Annotated in this window: 17 protein-coding genes; 14 read left to right on the forward strand and 3 right to left on the reverse strand. The window is 60.9% G+C overall.

Translation table 11 applies throughout. From position 1 onward, the window contains the following. The first annotated feature begins 122 nt into the window (after window positions 1–122). The 7 genes from ACORLH_RS13480 (at window position 123) to ACORLH_RS13510 (ending at window position 6339) form a co-directional block, all read left to right on the forward strand. Window positions 123–803 carry an orotate phosphoribosyltransferase gene (locus ACORLH_RS13480; protein ID WP_321828906.1) on the forward strand — a complete coding sequence of 227 codons (681 nt, stop codon included), beginning with the start codon at window positions 123–125 and terminating at the stop codon, window positions 801–803. A 287-nt stretch (window positions 804–1090) separates the two neighbouring features. Then, entirely contained in the window at window positions 1091–2581 is a 1491-nt protein-coding gene (locus tag ACORLH_RS13485) for a replicative DNA helicase (protein WP_058243987.1), read from the forward strand. A gap of 173 nt (window positions 2582–2754) precedes the next feature. After that, window positions 2755–3813, forward strand: a complete 1059-nt coding sequence (gene alr, locus ACORLH_RS13490; protein WP_321828907.1) for an alanine racemase — start codon at window positions 2755–2757, stop codon at window positions 3811–3813. Continuing rightward, entirely contained in the window at window positions 3810–4592 is a 783-nt protein-coding gene (locus tag ACORLH_RS13495; protein ID WP_058243985.1) for an MlaE family ABC transporter permease, read from the forward strand. The genes alr and ACORLH_RS13495 overlap by 4 nt, the downstream gene beginning before the upstream one ends. Beyond that, complete coding sequence (locus ACORLH_RS13500; RefSeq protein ID WP_321828908.1) at window positions 4589–5335, forward strand: ABC transporter ATP-binding protein; 747 nt, start codon at window positions 4589–4591, stop codon at window positions 5333–5335. Before ACORLH_RS13495 ends, ACORLH_RS13500 begins: the two co-directional genes overlap by 4 nt. A gap of 33 nt (window positions 5336–5368) precedes the next feature. Next, complete coding sequence (locus tag ACORLH_RS13505) at window positions 5369–5755, forward strand: hypothetical protein (protein WP_321828909.1); 387 nt, start codon at window positions 5369–5371, stop codon at window positions 5753–5755. Window positions 5756–5856: 101 nt separating this feature from the next. Continuing rightward, a complete protein-coding gene (locus tag ACORLH_RS13510) occupies window positions 5857–6339 on the forward strand; it encodes a paraquat-inducible protein A (RefSeq protein WP_058243982.1) in 483 nt (160 codons plus the stop codon). 11 nt (window positions 6340–6350) lie between these two features. On the opposite strand, the gene ACORLH_RS13515 is transcribed toward ACORLH_RS13510, so the two are convergent. Beyond that, window positions 6351–7859 carry an autotransporter outer membrane beta-barrel domain-containing protein gene (locus ACORLH_RS13515; RefSeq protein WP_321828910.1) on the reverse strand — a complete coding sequence of 503 codons (1509 nt, stop codon included), beginning with the start codon at window positions 7857–7859 and terminating at the stop codon, window positions 6351–6353. A 262-nt stretch (window positions 7860–8121) separates the two neighbouring features. Here ACORLH_RS13515 and radA point away from each other — a divergent pair, with 262 nt between their 5' ends. Together radA and ACORLH_RS13525 are read left to right on the forward strand one after the other, a co-directional pair. Further along, the gene (gene radA, locus ACORLH_RS13520) at window positions 8122–9489 is read left to right on the forward strand and encodes a DNA repair protein RadA (protein WP_058243980.1); all 1368 of its coding nucleotides are present in this window, start codon (window positions 8122–8124) and stop codon (window positions 9487–9489) included. A gap of 35 nt (window positions 9490–9524) precedes the next feature. Then, complete coding sequence (locus tag ACORLH_RS13525; RefSeq protein WP_058243979.1) at window positions 9525–10079, forward strand: CvpA family protein; 555 nt, start codon at window positions 9525–9527, stop codon at window positions 10077–10079. Between the two features lie 879 nt (window positions 10080–10958). Here the strand turns inward: ACORLH_RS13525 and ACORLH_RS13530 are convergent. Next, window positions 10959–11570: a TetR/AcrR family transcriptional regulator gene (locus ACORLH_RS13530; protein ID WP_321828911.1), complete on the reverse strand. Its 612-nt coding sequence runs from the start codon at window positions 11568–11570 to the stop codon at window positions 10959–10961. A 98-nt stretch (window positions 11571–11668) separates the two neighbouring features. On the opposite strand from ACORLH_RS13530, the gene ACORLH_RS13535 reads away from it, so the two are divergent. Continuing rightward, window positions 11669–12076: a DUF4345 family protein gene (locus ACORLH_RS13535; RefSeq protein WP_321828912.1), complete on the forward strand. Its 408-nt coding sequence runs from the start codon at window positions 11669–11671 to the stop codon at window positions 12074–12076. Here the strand turns inward: ACORLH_RS13535 and ACORLH_RS13540 are convergent. Then, complete coding sequence (locus ACORLH_RS13540) at window positions 12073–13185, reverse strand: agmatine deiminase family protein (RefSeq protein WP_420719758.1); 1113 nt, start codon at window positions 13183–13185, stop codon at window positions 12073–12075. The two genes, ACORLH_RS13535 and ACORLH_RS13540, sit on opposite strands and share 4 nt — an antisense overlap. A 157-nt stretch (window positions 13186–13342) precedes the next feature. Here ACORLH_RS13540 and purF point away from each other — a divergent pair, with 157 nt between their 5' ends. The 4 genes from purF to ACORLH_RS13560 all read left to right on the forward strand — a co-directional run bounded on the left by purF (window position 13343) and on the right by ACORLH_RS13560 (window position 16677). Then, window positions 13343–14803: an amidophosphoribosyltransferase gene (purF, locus tag ACORLH_RS13545; protein WP_321832822.1), complete on the forward strand. Its 1461-nt coding sequence runs from the start codon at window positions 13343–13345 to the stop codon at window positions 14801–14803. A gap of 151 nt (window positions 14804–14954) precedes the next feature. Next, a complete protein-coding gene (locus ACORLH_RS13550) occupies window positions 14955–15227 on the forward strand; it encodes a hypothetical protein (RefSeq protein ID WP_321828913.1) in 273 nt (90 codons plus the stop codon). A gap of 149 nt (window positions 15228–15376) precedes the next feature. After that, complete coding sequence (locus tag ACORLH_RS13555) at window positions 15377–15952, forward strand: DUF2199 domain-containing protein (RefSeq protein WP_321828914.1); 576 nt, start codon at window positions 15377–15379, stop codon at window positions 15950–15952. A 59-nt stretch (window positions 15953–16011) separates the two neighbouring features. Further along, window positions 16012–16677, forward strand: a complete 666-nt coding sequence (locus tag ACORLH_RS13560) for an SDR family oxidoreductase (RefSeq protein WP_321828915.1) — start codon at window positions 16012–16014, stop codon at window positions 16675–16677. The last annotated feature ends 35 nt before the right edge of the window (window positions 16678–16712 follow it).

Here is a 16712-nt window from a genome sequence, read left to right on the forward strand (position 1 = left end):
AAAAGGCTGCGCCTGCCGTTTCTGGCGCAGCCTCCCTTCCACAGCAACCCCTCTCGACATCGTCGCCATAGATCGGCTATCAGCGCGCGAGCTGCTGATCGCTTCAAAAAGGTGCTGCCCAGATGATCCCAACGTCCTACCCGTCCAAAGAAGAAATCGCCCGCCTCTCTGCCCGTATGCTGCTGGAAATCGGTGCGGTGAACTTCAACTCGCGTGAGCCCTATACGCTGGCCTCTGGCCTGCCCTCGCCCAGCTATGTGGATTGTCGCAAGCTGATCTCCTTCCCGCGGATCCGCACCACGCTGATGGACTTCCTGACCGTCACCGTCATGCGCAATGCTGGCTTTGAGGCCTTTGACAACATCGCCGGTGGCGAGACCGCAGGCATCCCCTTTGGCGCGCTGGTTGCTGAACGCATGGCGCTGCCGATGACCTATGTGCGCAAGAAACCCAAGGGCTACGGTCGCAACTCCCGCATCGAAGGCGTCATGACCGAAGGCCAGCGCGTGTTGCTGGTTGAGGATATGACCACCGATGGCGGCTCCAAATTGTCCTTCGTGGATGCGATCCGGGAAACCGGCGCGGAGTGCGGCCACACTGCGGTGATCTTCTACTACGACATTTTCCCTGAGACGACGAAACGTCTGGGTGATCATGGCGTGGAGCTGCACTACCTCTGCACCTGGTGGGATGTTCTGGCAGAAGCCAAGGCGCAGAAAGCCTTTGATGAAGAAACGCTCAACGAGGTTGAGTCGTTCCTGAACGATCCCCGCGCGTGGCAGGAAGCCAACAAAAAAGGCTGATCCGCGACGCGATCGCCGCTCAGCCACCGAAGAGCCACCGCTGAGCCGCAACCATAGGCAAAGGCACGCCGATCCGCACAGGGTCATCCGGCGTGCCTTTTCCACCTACTGGCTGTGAGGCACCAAGATATTGACAGAAACCAGCCGCAGCCGACAAAATGATGTAGGACCAATCTATCCACAGGCCATTCACAGGTCTTGCACAGGGTGGTCCACCAAAACATACAATTTGCCCGGCAAACGCCGCTTCGAGTAAAACCTCCACCCACTGGGGGACAGTAAAAACAATGAACGAAATCGCTCCGATCAACAGCGCTGCGCCAAAAGAAGAGGCGGAAGCGACTGATCCAATGCCGCATTCGATCGAAGCCGAGCAGCAATTGCTTGGCGCGATCCTGACCAACAATGATGTCTATGACAAAATTGCTTCGGTCATTAATGCGCAGCATTTTTATGAGCCTGTCCATCAGCGCATCTACGAGGTGGCCGCCGCCCGCATCGCCAAAAACCAATTGGCAACGCCGGTGACGCTGAAAGCGTTCCTTGAGGAAGACGAGGGCCTCAAGGCGCTTGGGGGACCAGCCTATCTGGTCCGGCTGGCGGGGGCGTCCATCTCGGCCTTTGCGGTGCGTGACTACGCGCAGATGATCTATGATCTGGCCATCCGCCGCGAGCTGATCCGCCTTGGCGGTGACATCTCGGAAAAGGCGCGCCGGGTCGATGTGGCCTCCGAGCCGAAAGAGCAGATCGTTGACGCCGAGCAGAAGCTTTATCAGCTGTCCGAGCAGGGCCAGACCGAGTCGGGGTTCAAATCCTTCCTCAAAGCCGTCACTGAAGCGGTAAATGTCACCAACGAAGCTTATCAGCGCGGCGGTGGCATGGCGGGGATCTCCACCGGTCTGGTCGATCTCGACAAACAGCTTGGTGGTTTGCACCCCTCGGACCTTTTGATCCTGGCGGGGCGTCCCTCGATGGGGAAAACCTCGCTGGCGACCAACATCGCCTTTAATGTCGCCAAGGCCTACAAGCGCGGTCTGAAACAGGATGGCACCGAAGGCGCGGTGGACGGCGGTGTTGTCGGCTTCTTCTCGCTCGAAATGAGCGCCGAACAGCTGGCCGGTCGTGTTCTGGCCGAAGCCTCGGAGATTTCCAGCCACAAGATCCGCCAGGGTGACATGACCGAGGAAGAGTTCCGCCGGTTTGTGCAGGCCGCGAAGGATCTTGAGGCCTGTCCGCTGTTCATCGATGACACGCCGGCGATCCCGATCAGCCAGCTGGCCGCCCGGGCACGGCGGCTGAAGCGGACCCATGGTCTGGACCTTCTGGTGATCGACTACCTGCAGCTCTGCCGCGGTATGTCAGACAACCGTGTAAACGAAATTGCCGAGATTTCGATGGGCATGAAGGCTATCGCCAAGGAACTGAACATCCCGGTGATCGCGCTGTCCCAGCTGTCGCGTAACGTCGAAAGCCGCGACGATAAACGTCCGCAGCTGTCGGACCTGCGGGAATCCGGTTCGATCGAACAGGATGCGGATGTGGTGATGTTCGTGTTCCGTGAGGAATACTATAAAGAACGTGAAAAACCCGGCGATCACGAACTTGAAAAGATGGAAGAGTGGAAAGAGGCGATGGAACGCCTGCACGCCAAGGCCGAGGTCATCGTCGGCAAGCAGCGTCACGGTCCCATCGGCACCGTCGAGCTGTCGTTTGAGGCGCAGTTCACCCGCTTTGGCAACCTTGTCAAACAGTGGCAGCAGGACGACCAGGGCTATTAAGCCGCCCTTCCAATTGCCAAATCTTAAGGGGGCAACACCCGCCCCCTTTCCACCCCCTTTTCAATGTTCTCCAAATACTCATATTGCGCAGCCGCGCCTCAAGGCGCCACGTTTTGGCGGGGTGGTTGCGCTTTCATCTTGACCCGCCCCACGCGTCTGGCAAAACAGGCGCCATGACTGTTTCTACTCTGACGATCGACCTCAATGCGCTGGTGGCCAACTGGCGGGCGCTTGATGCAAAATCCAACGCCTCGGTTGAAACCGCCGCGGTGATCAAAGCGGATGGCTATGGCCTCGGCTCTGGCCGCGTGGCCAAGGCCCTGTGTGCGGCAGGCTTGCGCCGGTTCTTCGTGGCCGCCGCCGAGGAGGCAATCCCGGTGCGTGAGGCGATTTGCGACGGGGCTGAGATCTGCGTGTTTTCCGGCCACGGCGCCGGGGATACCGATCTGATCCGCGATCTGGATCTGATCCCGATGCTGAACTCCGCCGCGCAACTGGACCGTCACCTCAGCGCCCTGCCCCATCGCGGCTACGGCGTGCAGCTCGACAGCGGCATGAACCGTCTGGGGATGGAACCTGCGGAATGGGCCGCGCTGCGGTCCCGCGCCGAGGCCGGGGATCTGCGGCTGGTGATGTCCCATCTGGCCTGCGCCGATGAGCCGGATCATCCGATGAATGCCCAGCAACTGGCCTGTTTCACCGAAATGACCGCCGGCGTCACCGTGCCACGGTCCCTATCGGCAACCGGCGGAACCCTGTTGGGGCCGGACTATCACTTCGATCTGGTGCGCCCCGGCGTGGGGCTTTATGGCGGGTTGCCGTTTGAAGATGCCGCGTCCGTTGTAACCGTGGCGCTGCCGGTGATCCAGACCCGCGATGTGGCGGTGGGCGAGGCCGTGGGCTACGGCAACGCCTGGGTGGCCGAACGGCCCAGCAAAATCGCCACCGTGGCGGCGGGCTACGCCGACGGTCTGCACCGTGTGATCGGCAACGGCCTGAACGGTGCAACGCTCAGTGTCTTTGCAAATGGCACCGCCTGCCCGGTGGTGGGTCGGGTGTCGATGGACCTGATCACCGTGGATGTCACCGATCTGGCCGAAGCCCCGGATCAGCTTGAGATCCTGAATGGTCAGCAGAAGGTTGACGATCTGGCGGATATCGCTGGCACCATCGGCTATGAAATCCTGACCTCCATGGGGCGGCGTTATCAGCGCCAGTATATCGGCGGATGAGTGTTGTGCGGGTGATAGGCGGCCTTGGGGCGCAGGTGCTGGCGATGCTGGCCATGGTGGGGCGGTTGACGCTGTTTGCGGCGGAAACCATCAGCCACCTGCTGCGCCCGCCGTTCTACACCCGCGAATTTCTGACCGCATTGGTGCAGATCGGCTGGCTGAGCCTGCCGGTGGTCGGCATGACCACGCTATTTACCGGCGGCGCGCTGGCGCTGCAGATCTACGCAGGCGGTGCGCGGTTCTCGGCTGAGGCGGTTGTGCCCTCGATTGTGGCCATCGGCATGGTGCGCGAGTTGGGGCCGGTGCTTGGTGGCCTGATGGTGGCGGCACGTGTCGCCAGTTCCATCGCGGCCGAGATTGCCACCATGAAGGTGACAGAACAGATCGACGCGCTGGTCACCCTGTCGACCAACCCGATGAAATACCTCACCCTGCCCCGCGTTCTGGCCGCCACTCTGGCGGTGCCCTGTCTGGTGGCCGTGGGAGATGTCATCGGCATCATGGGGGGCTATCTGGTGGGCGTCAGCCGGTTGGATTTCAACGCCGCCGCCTATCTAAAAAACACCGTCGACTTCCTTGAGGTTTTTGACGTGACCTCAGGCCTGATCAAAGGCGCGGTCTTTGGCTTCATCGTTGCCACGGTGGGCTGCTTTTACGGCATGAACTCCGGCCGCGGGGCGCAGGGCGTTGGCGCGGCGACCAAATCGGCGGTTGTCGCGGCCTCGGTCCTGATCTTTGCTGCCAACTACATCCTTACAGAGCTGTTCTTTTCCGCATGATTGAGCTGACAGATGTCCATAAGGCCTTTGGCCCCAAGAAAGTGCTGCAGGGGGTCAACCTGACCATCCCCAAGGGCACATCGATGGTGATCATCGGCGGTTCGGGCACCGGCAAATCGGTGCTGTTGAAATCGGTGTTGGGTCTGGTGACCCCGGACAGCGGGTCGATCACTCTGGATGGACAGGACGTCGGCACCGGGGATCGCGATGCCTTCCTGGCGCGTTTTGGCATGTTGTTTCAGGGCGCCGCGCTGTTTGACAGCCTGCCGGTCTGGCAGAACGTGGCCTTCCGCCTGATGCGGGGCAGCCTGAAACGCCCCAAGGCCGAGGCACGCGACATCGCGATTGAGAAACTGCGCCGGGTCGGGTTGAAGCCGGATGTGGCGGATCTGTTCCCGTCGGAACTGTCAGGCGGCATGCAAAAACGGGTCGGGTTGGCCCGCGCCATTGCCGCCGAGCCTGAGATCATCTTCTTTGATGAGCCGACCACCGGTCTGGACCCGATCATGTCTGGCGTCATCAACGATCTGATCCGTGAGATTGTGGTGGAAATGGGCGCAACCGCGATGACCATCACCCACGATATGACCTCAGTCCGGGCGATTGCCGATAATGTGGCGATGCTCCACGATGGCGTCATCCAATGGACGGGCCCGGTGGCGCAGATGGATGCCTCAGGCGATCCCTATCTGGATCAGTTTATTCACGGCCGCGCCGATGGCCCGATTGAGGCTGTGCGCTAGGCCCTGAGGCTTGGCAACAAGGGAGGGGACAACATGTCTGATACACCGCTGATTGCCACCTACCTGCCGGATCTGTCGCCGCTGGTTCTGACGCTGCTGCGCCTCTGCGTTCTGTCCCTGCCCGTTTTGGTCGCTATCGCCGCCCTGATGCGCCTGCGCAGCCCGCACCCGCCGCGCGCCGCGTGGTCCTGTGTGGTGGCGGCGGTGCTGCTGTTCCTGTTCTGGCTGATGCCGCCCGCCTGGCTGCAACAGCTGCAGATGCGCCAGTTCCGCGATTTTGCTGCGATTGGCATCTATGGCTGGCTGCTGTTTGACTGGTTCCGCCTGGGGCGCGAGGATGGCTGGGGCCGCGCCGATCTGCCGGCGCTTGGCGCGATGACGGCGATGATTGCCCTGACCGGCTGGGGCATCTTGGGCTGACCCCTTGCAGCGGGTGGCGCTGCTGCTTACCTCTCAGCCACACCGATAACCCGCAGGCAACACGCCGATAACCCGCTGGTGACATAGGGAGACCGCGCAAAATGGCCCGTATTCTCAACCTCTTGCTGCTGGTGCTGTTTCCGGTCGCCTGGTTTGCCCCGCTGCTGCGCGCAGGGCTGTTGCCGCTGTTTGGCCTGAGTGAGATCAGCGTGATTTCCGGCCTGCAGAGCCTTTGGGGCAGTGATGTGTTTCTGGCGCTTCTGGTGACCTTCTTTGCGCTATTTGCACCCTATGTGAAAACCTTAGGACTGGCGCTGGTGCAGTTTCACCTGCTGGACCGCCGGGCCCTACCGGTGCTGACCGTCCTGGGCAAGCTGGCGATGGCAGATATCTTCCTGATCGCGCTTTATATTGTGCTGGCCAAGGGCATTGGCCTTGGCACGGTTGAGGTGGCTTGGGGCCTGTACCTGTTTACCGGCTGTATTCTGGCCTCCCTCGGCCTGTCCTTGGCCGAAAAACGCCAGCGCCTCAGCGGCAAGAAAAACGGGGACGATGCAGCATCGCCCCCGCTCTCCGTCTCATAAAGTTCTGCGCATCAGAACTTTTTACCGATCTCCAGCCAGGCGCTTTGCTCTGAGAAGTCCTGACCAAGGCCGCCGAGGGACAGCCCCAGATCGATTGAGAAGCCGTTGGCCAGTTCCGTCTGGAACCCCAGCGAGGCCGTGCCGGCCCAGCCGTTCTGGTCATATTCGCCCGAGCTGAGCGCGATCGGCGCATTGGTGTCGGTGTAGTCCCCGCTCAGCCCCAGGGTCAGTGAGCCTGCGCTCAGCGCCTGACGCCATTCCGCCCCGACGGAGGCACGGGTGAAATCAACGCTTTCGCCCACGCCGCTGCCTGCCAGCGAACCAGAGGTGCTGGCCAGCTCCACGCGGCCTTTGCTAAGGCCCAGGGTGGGGGTCAGTGTGCGCCCTTTTCCCAGATCGATGTCGCGCTTCACCTCAGCACTGAAGGCGCGCAGATCGCCCTCCGCCGCGGCGGTACCGCCGGAGTGGGTGATCTCATCATAGTCGATCTTGCCCAGGCTCAACGATGCGGTGCCGTGCCAGTCGCCACTGCGCCACCCCAGATAAGGCTGCACCATCGTCTGCTGACCGGTGTAGCTGAAATCAGGCGAGGACGCATCGAGGTTGGCGCGCCCAACCGACAGACCTGCCAGCAGGTTGTCGTTCAGTTCAACATCCACACCCAGCTGCAACAGCGGGCTGGAGAAGCTGCGATCGTCATCCTCCGAGCGGAAGCCCGAAACGCGCATCCACACATAGGTGTCACCCATCATGGTGCCGGTGCCAGCATCGCGGCCCTGCGTGGACATGAAGACGGTGTTGTCCCGACTGGCAAAGCTGCCCGCGACCGCATCGCGCACATTGGTTCGGGTGATCAGGATCGTGCCCAGACCCGTCTGCACCATGATCGAACCGTTTTCATCCAGCTGCTGCTGCGCTGTTGGTCCGGCAAGCAGATGTTCGACGATCAGGTTGTAGAACTCCAGCTGATATTCAAAAGAGGTGGTCCCAACCCATTGTTCGGAAGAGGCAAAGGCGATGTAGGCGCTATCTGTTTCGCTCTCGAATCTGAGCTTGAAACCATCTCCTTCGGAAACCCTGCTAACGTAAAAATTCCTGGTTCCGCGCAGGGCGCCATCATACCGCTCGTAACTTTCGGACGCGATAGAGTAGAACGCCTGATCGCTGTCACTTAAGGGCACACCAGTGTGTTTCACACTGACAACGCGCACATGAGGCTGCGTGAAAACTGGTACCGGTTCATCCAGCACAACGGCAGCTTTCTCCCCACCGGCGGGTGCGAAACCAACGGGCTTAAGCGGTGGAAGGGATATGGGTTTGACCAAGAACTCGGTAAACCCGGCAGAGATTTCTCGATTGTTGTCGACGTAGTAGACCCAGCCATCATCCGGGCTGTTGGTGCCTGAAATGGTGGCCGTATAGGTCAATTTGCCCAAAGACTGCGCATAGGCAGCCGGGGCAGCGCAGCACAGCAGCGCCAGTGTTGCGGCAGTCAACCGCGAAGGTAAAATTGAATTCATTGCATGTCCCCTACAATTCGCCGGGCAACGCTGCTCAAAATGTCTCGGTAAAAAATCAGCACTGATAGGCTACGCGGGCGCGTCACCGGCGCGGCTATTAAGCCCCGCGGACCGCTTATTTCCCTAGGAATTCTTCGGCATCAGCGGCATTTTATTAAACCTTGTCTCATCGCTACCTCACCCGAACGGGTGATCCCGCCACAGGAAACGCCAGACAAAATCGCAGTTTGACCCTTGCGCGTGGCTGTTGCATCAACAGCCCATGGCCAAACAAAACAAAACCTTCAGCTGTTCCGCCTGTGGCAGCTCTTTCACCAAATGGTCCGGCCGCTGCGACGGCTGCGGCGAATGGAATACCATCGTTGAGGACACGCCGCTGTCGGCCGGTCCCGCGTCCAAATCGCTGGGCGGCAAACGCGGCGCCGCGCTGGAACTGACCGACCTGTCGACCGAAGAAGCCCCGCCACCGCGCACCCAAAGCGGGCTGGATGAGTTGGACCGCGTCTTGGGCGGTGGCCTGGTGCCGGCCAGTGCCATTCTGGTCGGCGGCGATCCCGGCATCGGTAAATCCACCCTGCTGCTGCAGGCGGCAGCGCGGTTTGCCCAGGCGGGTTTGAAAACCATCTATGTCAGCGGCGAAGAGGCCTCGGCGCAGGTGCGGATGCGGGCCCAGCGGCTGGGCCTGTCGGATGCGCCGGTGAAACTGGCTGCAGAAACCAACCTGCGCGATATTCTGACCACGCTGGAGGCCGAGATGCCACAGCTGGCGATCATCGACTCGATCCAGACCATGTGGGCCGACAATGTCGACAGCGCGCCGGGATCGGTCAGCCAGGTGCGCGCCGCCGCCCATGAGTTGACGACCTTTGCCAAACGCAAAGGCATTTCCATCGTGATGGTCGGCCACGTCACCAAAGAGGGTCAGATCGCTGGCCCCCGTGTGGTCGAACATATGGTCGACACCGTGCTCTATTTCGAAGGGGAGCGCGGCCATCAGTTCCGCATCCTGCGTGCGGTGAAAAACCGTTTTGGCCCCGCGGATGAGATCGGCGTTTTTGAAATGACCGGTGGCGGCTTGTCTGAGGTGTTGAACCCCTCCGCACTGTTCCTCTCTGAACGGGGGGAGCCCTCGCCCGGATCGGTGGTCTTTTCCGGCATCGAAGGCACCCGGCCGGTTTTGGTCGAATTTCAGGCCCTGATCGCACCCTCTCCCCACGCGCAGGCGCGCCGGTCAGTGGTGGGCTGGGATGCCTCACGTCTGGCGATGATCCTGGCCGTGCTGGAGGCCCGCTGCGGCATCCCCTTTGCCGGATTGGACGTCTATCTGAACGTGGCAGGAGGTCTGAAAGTCAAGGAACCCGCCGCAGACCTGGCCGTTGCGGCGGCGCTGCTGTCGGCCCGCGAAGACGCAGCATTGCCCGCAGATACGGTGGTTTTCGGTGAAATCTCGCTCTCCGGGGCGCTCAGACCGGTGGGTCAGGGCGAAAACAGGTTGAAAGAAGCGCAAAAACTTGGTTTCACCTCAGCCATCGTTCCGTCTGGCGGCAAGATCACCGGGGGCGATGGGTTGAGCCTGCGCTCATATGCAGACCTGACCGCATTTGTGGGTGATATATTCGGCGCTGGCTGAGGCGTCACATAGGGAACAGGGATAAGAAACGGACCATGGACGGTTTCACCATCATCGACGGCGTTGTCGCGCTGGTCATCATTTTGTCGGCCCTTTTGGCCTATTCGCGTGGCTTAGTCCGCGAGTCGCTGGCGATCGCTGGCTGGATTCTGGCCGCTGTGCTGGCCTTTATGTTCGCCCCGAAAGTGCAACCGCTGGTCAAAGAGATCCCCGTTGTGGGTGATTTCATCGCCGACAGCTGCGAACTGTCGATGCTGTCAGCCGCCTTTGTGGTCGCCGCACTGGTGCTGGTGGTGGCGTCTCTCTTTACGCCGCTGTTCTCATCGCTGGTGCAGCGGTCGATCCTGGGCGGGTTGGATCAGGGTCTGGGCTTCCTCTTCGGGGTGTTGCGCGGCGTGCTCTTGGTGGCGATCACCTTCTTCGTCTACGAAACCGTTGCGGTGGGTCAGGACGTTGCCATGGTGGACAACAGCCGCTCGGCCAAGGTCTTTGCCTCAATGACCGGCAAGATCGAAGACCGCGACCCCAGCGCGTCGCTGGGCTGGATCACCTCAAAATACGAAGATCTGGTCAGCAGCTGCGAGCTGTAATCGCGGCCACCCGCAAGTTTCCAAACGGCGCCCAACGAGGCGCCGTTTTTTGTTGGATCAAGCTTTTTGAGGGAGGGTTTGGCAAAATAGAAAACCGCGCTAAGGTAGCAGCATTATCACCAAATTTTTTGCAACAATTTTCATTTAAGGAGCAATTTCAAATGCGGCTATTTCTTTGCGCACTGCTGTTGGCCTCCCCTGCGCTGGCAGGTGGTGCCCATGCTAATCCCCCTCAGAATGCCTGTTATTACGATGGTAAGGCTTTCACCAAAAATGCTCAAATTGTCCGTGATGGCGCCAAAACTGTTTGCGAAGGCCCAAATTGGGATGAGGCTCATGACACCAAATGCGACTATGCGGGTGAGCCGTATAGCCAGGGTGCAATCGTCTCACCCTCCGCAGGGATAAACACGATGTGCAACAAGGGAAACTGGGTCGATACGTCCTGCCGAAACTATGACGTCCCACGCGAACCGCTTGCGCTGATCGTCCAGCCCAGTATTGACAGATGGTCCGTATGTCTTGTGACGCCCTCGGACGCAGATCCCGCTGATCCCGGTGCGGTTAGGGTGACGGTCCGCAGTATAACGACGCCACCAAACGGGCCCCATCTGTTCAGCGATGTTCTCGTCGGGTCCGTTTCCAAAGGTGATGCAGACGCAACATACAGCTGCATGACTGTTTCTGTCGGCCCCAAAGATGTGCTTGCAGCGGTGAATTCAGCCAGCAAGACAGATCCGTTGGAGGTTCGCGTCTGTCCGACGAGCCACTAGTGTGCCAGCCCTCGCTTTTTTTTGGCGGGCAGTCCAAAATCACATCTGGAAACGGCGCCCCTTCGGACGCCGTTTGTTCTGGGGCCTTGGCCCGTAGGCGCTACTGTTACGGGCGAATGGCCAGGTCAACGTAGTCATCCGCCATTTTATCGGCCGCGATCCATGGGTAATCGGTCAGCGTATTATGCGCCATTGCCGCACCGATTAGGGCGGCCAGCAGACTGTCAAAGCGCTGTGTTGCATCCGCACCCGCCGGCACGGCGGCGGCCACCAGTTCGGCAAAGCGCTGAAACTGCGCTTTGGTTTCAGCCCGGTTCAGAAAACATCCCACATCGCTGCGTTCGACCCCGTCAGACATGAAGACCAGACGAAAGTGTTCCGGCGCCTCAATCCAGAACCGCAGAAAGGTCTGCGCCGCCGCGCTCAGCCGCGCAACCTCAGAAGTCAGCGATGCAATCTCCGCTTCGATCTGCTCAAAAAGCTGATCCAGCACATCCGCCCAGAGGTATTGCAGGATGTCGATCTTGCCATCGAAATGGGCGTAGATCGTCATCGGTGAACAGCCCGCTTCCTGCGCCAGACGGCGGATGGAGACGGAGTTACAACCTTCGGCATGGAACAGGCGCAGGGCTACTGCCGCGATTTCCTTACGGGTCTGCGCGACATCAGCATCACTGCGTTTCGGCCTTCCGATCTGACGGGGGGGGGATTTTGCCATGGCATCCTCACTTATTTGGCACACGTTACACAAAACGCTTGCCAGAGACCAGCAAATGCATATTTTAGAACGCGTTCTAATTTAGGAAGGGCGGCGCGATGCTCAGATCCGAAAGCTTGCTGAAATACACCCTGTTGTTGGTGGGTCTGGCGATCAGCCTTCTGGGCCTCGACTTTGCGGTTGGGGGGATCGCCACCTTGGGCTGGCAGGTTGACCCGGGCTATGTCGCGATCGCGGATCCAACGGCCTATCAGATCCAGGACAATCACATCCGTTTCCTCGGCGGTCTCTTTGTGGTGACGGGGCTGACCTATGTGATCGGCAGCTTTCTGATCGGCACCATGCGCCCGGCGTTGATTTCCCTCAGCCTGATGATCGCCGTGGCCGGGCTGTTCCGGCTGGGCGCGATGGAGGCTGCGTTGACCCCAAGCGTTTTGCCGTCACTGCTGCTGGAGCTTTTGGCCTTTCCGGCGCTGGCCCTCTGGCTGTGGCGCGGCGCGGCTTAACCGCTGGGCACCTCATGCGTGGCGCAATGGATGCCGCCGCCCAACTCCCCCAAGGGATCAACGTTCAGCATCACCACATCACGGCCGGGGTAAAGACGGCGCAGCGCCCGTTCGGCTGCGGCATCGGTCTCACGGTCTCCAAATTCGGCGGCAATGACCGCACCGTTGCAGACGTAGTAGTTGGCGTAGGAGGCGACGAAATCCAGCGACTGGACCCGCCGCACGTTTGGTTCAGAAATCACCTCCAGCGCCACTCCGGCGGCTTGCAGGATGTCATGGGTCTCAAAGGCTGAGACATGGAAGGGATCGTCAAAGTCCGGCTCCTCGGGCAGGTTGATCAACCCCCGCCCCGGCCCGGTAAACCGCATCAGGCTGTCGATGTGATAATCGGTGATGTCCTGCCCCTTCACCCCCGGCGCCCAGATCATCCTTTCGGCGCCATAGGCCGCCAGCAGCGCTGCCTCCACCTGATTGCGATGCAGGCCGGGATTGCGATTGCCAATCACCCAGGAACTTTCATGCGCGCAGAGCAGGCCGTGGCCGTCCTGCTCCACACCGCCGGCTTCGCCCACCAGACCTGTGGGCAAAAGCGGCAGCCCCAAACGCTCCGCCACCCGTTCCGCAACCCGGCCATCGCGGCGATGGCGCTGTTTGCCGCCCCAGCCGTTAAACTGGATATGCTGCACAGCCCGCCCGCCGGTGCCATCCACCGCAACAATCGGGCCGCTATCGCGGCACCATAGATCCTCCGTCGGGATGTCCCAGAGCGTCACCTTGTCTGACAAGAGTTGCCGTGCGGTGGCGTGATCGCCAGCCGCGGCCAGCATCACAACCGGTTCAAATTCGGCAATCGTATTGGCAATTTCGGCAATCGTGGCCTGGGCCTGCTGCAAAAACCACCGATCGCCATAGACCGACAGGGCCACCGGGAACTGCATAAATGTCAGCTCATGCGGGACCTCCTCGGCGGGCACATACCACGCCCCCGCGCCCCGTTCTGCACCCCGTTCTGCGGCCTTTGCCGCTGCGGTCTTCATCCTTGCAAACCCGCCGGTCAGACCAGCCCCCAACCCGCCGATCATCTGAGCCAAAACGCTGCGACGCTGCATCTCATCCTCCGCCCTTTTGCCTTGCGGCTGTGGCCCCATTTTAAGCACGCGACAGTTCGGCACAAATTCTTTTGTGATCCTTTGATGACAGGCGCGCCCTCAGGTCCTATACGGGGGCCAACTGCCAGCAAACGGATTCGGAGCCTTTACCTTGTCCATGCCCAACTGCCCCACCCCGTCCCATGATGATGATGACAAACTGAAGGAGGAGTGCGGGATCTTCGGCGCCATTGGCGTAAAAGACGCAGCCAACTTCGTTGCCTTGGGGCTGCACGCCCTGCAACACCGCGGCCAGGAGGCCGGAGGCATTGTTGCTCATGATCCCGAAGACGGGTTCAACAGCGCCCGCCGGTTCGGCTATGTGCGCGATAACTTCACCAGCCAGTCCCTGATGAAAACCCTGCCGGGGCCGCTGTCCATCGGGCATGTGCGCTACTCGACCTCAGGCAAGAAAGGCGCGGTGATCCGCGACGTTCAGCCCTTCTTTGGTGAGTTTTCCATGGGCGGCGCGGCGATTGCCCACAACGGCAACCTGACCAATGCCGTACATCTGCGCAAAGAGCTGATCGAACGCGGCGCGATTTTCCAAAGCTCCAGCGACAGCGAATGTATCATCCACCTGATGGCCCGTTCCATGGGCCGCTCGATCCCGGACCGGATGAAAGAGGCGCTGCGCCAGGTCGAAGGTGCGTTTTCGGTGGTTGCCATGACGCGCTCCAAGCTGATCGGTGTGCGCGATGCCCTCGGCATCCGTCCACTGGTGATGGGCAAACTGGGCGAAGGCACGGTGCTGGCCTCTGAAACCTGCGCGCTGGACATCATCGGCGCCGAGTTTGTGCGTGAGATTGAACCAGGCGAAATGGTTGTCATCTCCGAAGAGGGCATCGAAAGCTACCGCCCGTTTGAGCCGACCGAGCCACGGCCTTGTATCTTTGAATATGTCTACTTCTCGCGCCCTGACAGCATCATCGGCGGCAAATCCGTCTATGAGGTCCGCCGTGAGATCGGCCGCCAGCTGGCGCTGGAAAACCCGATTGAGGCCGATATGGTCTGCCCGGTGCCCGACAGCGGCACCCCGGCGGCCATTGGCTACAGCCAGGAAAGCGGCATCCCGTTTGAAATGGGCATTGTGCGCAACCAATATGTCGGCCGGACCTTCATTGAGCCGACCGAACAGATCCGCAACATGGGTGTACGCCTGAAGCTCAACGTCAACAAATCGCTGATGAAGGGCAAACGGGTCATCCTGATTGACGACTCGATTGTGCGCGGCACCACCAGCCGCAAGATCAAGGATATGGTGCTGGAAGCGGGCGCGAAGGAAGTGCACTTCCGCGTTGCTTCCCCGCCGACCATCTGGCCGGATTTCTACGGCGTTGATATGCCCACGCAGGAGGAACTGCTGGCGGCGAAAATGACCGAGGAAGAGATGCGCGTTTACCTTGGCGTATCCTCGCTGAAGTTTGTCTCCATCGATGGTCTCTACCGCGCGGTTGGCGAAAAGGCCGGCCGCAACCCCGAGGCCCCGGCCTATCACGATGCGGTCTTCACCGGCGATTACCCAATCGCCCCCAAGGACATGATCGCCAAAGGCTTCAAGATGAAAGCCGCTGAATAAGCGCAATTTGATCTAAATACGATGCATTCAGGGGGCCGCGTGCCCCCTGTTTTTTTGTCTGCTGCAAGACAATCACAACACTTCTGAGGCACCGTTTCCCAGTTCGGCACAGTTCTTGCCAAGCTTTCCTGGTGTATTGGAGTAACCCGTGATGTCTGTTCGTGGCCGGCTGGAGCGCAGCCTAACAATTGACACTGCCGCAACCGAGCGGTCAGCGCTGCCGATGGGCCATGCCAGCCTGCTCGGCACGATCCTGACGCCTGAGGGCCCGCGCGCCTATGTGCATCTGGGGGCCGGACGCATTCACAAGGTCCGACCCGGTGACATGCTGGAGGGCGCGGAGGTGACCGCCATCCACAGCGGCGCGCTGACCCTGACTCGCGGGGATGACCAACGCCAGATGCGCCTGCCTGCCACCACCTAGGCACCGCCTAAGCCCTGCCCCCCCTTTCATCGTTCCAACAATACTCCCGCCGGAGGCTCCGACCTTTCGGCCCGTGCAGGCTTCCCCCTTGCAGCGCCCAGCCCCGCCCCATACCGTGGCGCCAACAGAAGACAGCAACGGTGTGCCCGATGGCCCTACTTGATCTTGATGCCCGCTGGCGGCGTTTCAATGACCCCAACCGCGTGATGCCGGGCTCCGATCAGGGGTTTTCCGGTGTCTTTGACATTGGCTTTGATCACCCCGGCCCCTGGCCGCATGAGGCGCGCGAGGACCAACCTTTTGTTAAACAGGGCGAGGATCAGTTGACCGCCGACCTGTGCCGGGCGGGTGAGCAGCGCTTTGTCCGCGTGGTCATGAGTTTCCCCATCCAAGGCGCCGACGATGAGGCGCTGCATATTACGCCCTGGGTCGAAGTGTCACCAGCGGCCTTCTATGCCTATCTCGACACCTTTGATGGCGCGGATGCCCCGGCGGTGGATGATGCACCGGCGACGCTGGTCAACCAGCTGCCCGGCTTTGAAGGGGAAACCGAAGATCCCCTGCCGGTCCTGCTGCATTTCCCCGGCCCCGAGGCCCGCCCGATCGCGCTTGCCCAATCCGGTAAGCTGGCGGAGGCGCAGAAAAACGGGATCAGCTTTGATCAGCTTCTGGATATCTACGCCGCCTTCGGTCAGGACATCCGCCCCCATCTGCTACACGACTAAGCAGCGCAGGGCAGCGCTTTGCCCTTGACCTCTTGCCCATTAGGCCGCACATCCCCGTCATGACACAGAAAATCGCACTCATCACCGGCGCATCGCGTGGCCTCGGCGCAGGCCTGGCCGAAGCGCTCTGCCAAAGCCACCACATCGTTGCCGTGGCGCGCACCACCGGCGCGCTGGAAGAGCTGGATGACCGCATTCAGGCCGCAGGCGGACAGGCCACCCTGGCCCCGATGGACATCACCAATCCCGATGCCATGGCGCAGCTTTGCCGCTCGATCTATGACCGCTGGGGCACGATTGATCTGTGGGCCCATGCCGCAGTGCATGCCCCGCCGCTGTCGCCGGCGCAGTTCATCGACGCCAAGGATTGGGACAAGTCGGTCAACATCAACGTCACCGCCACCGGCCGCCTGATCACCTATGTTGCCCCGCTTCTGGGTGAAGACGGCACCGCACTGTTCTTTGAGGACGCGCGCGGCGGGCAGAAGTTCTTTGGTGCCTATGGCGCGACCAAATCCGCGCAGATCGATATGGCCCGGTCCTGGGCGGCGGAAACAGCCGCAACCGGCCCCAAGGTCCACATCCTGCAGCCCAAGCCCCTGGCCACTGCCAACCGCGCCCGTTTTTTCCCCGGCGAAGACCGCGACGCATTGGCCAAACCCGCTGAGGAGGCCAAGCGACTGCTGGCCGAACTGGGTGATCAGGCCGATCCGGGCGTCGCTTAAGAACAACACAGCGCCCACACCAATGGCGGGTGCCC

The organism is Thalassovita sp. (assembly GCF_963691685.1).
In the GTDB taxonomy this organism is placed as follows: domain Bacteria; phylum Pseudomonadota; class Alphaproteobacteria; order Rhodobacterales; family Rhodobacteraceae; genus Thalassobius.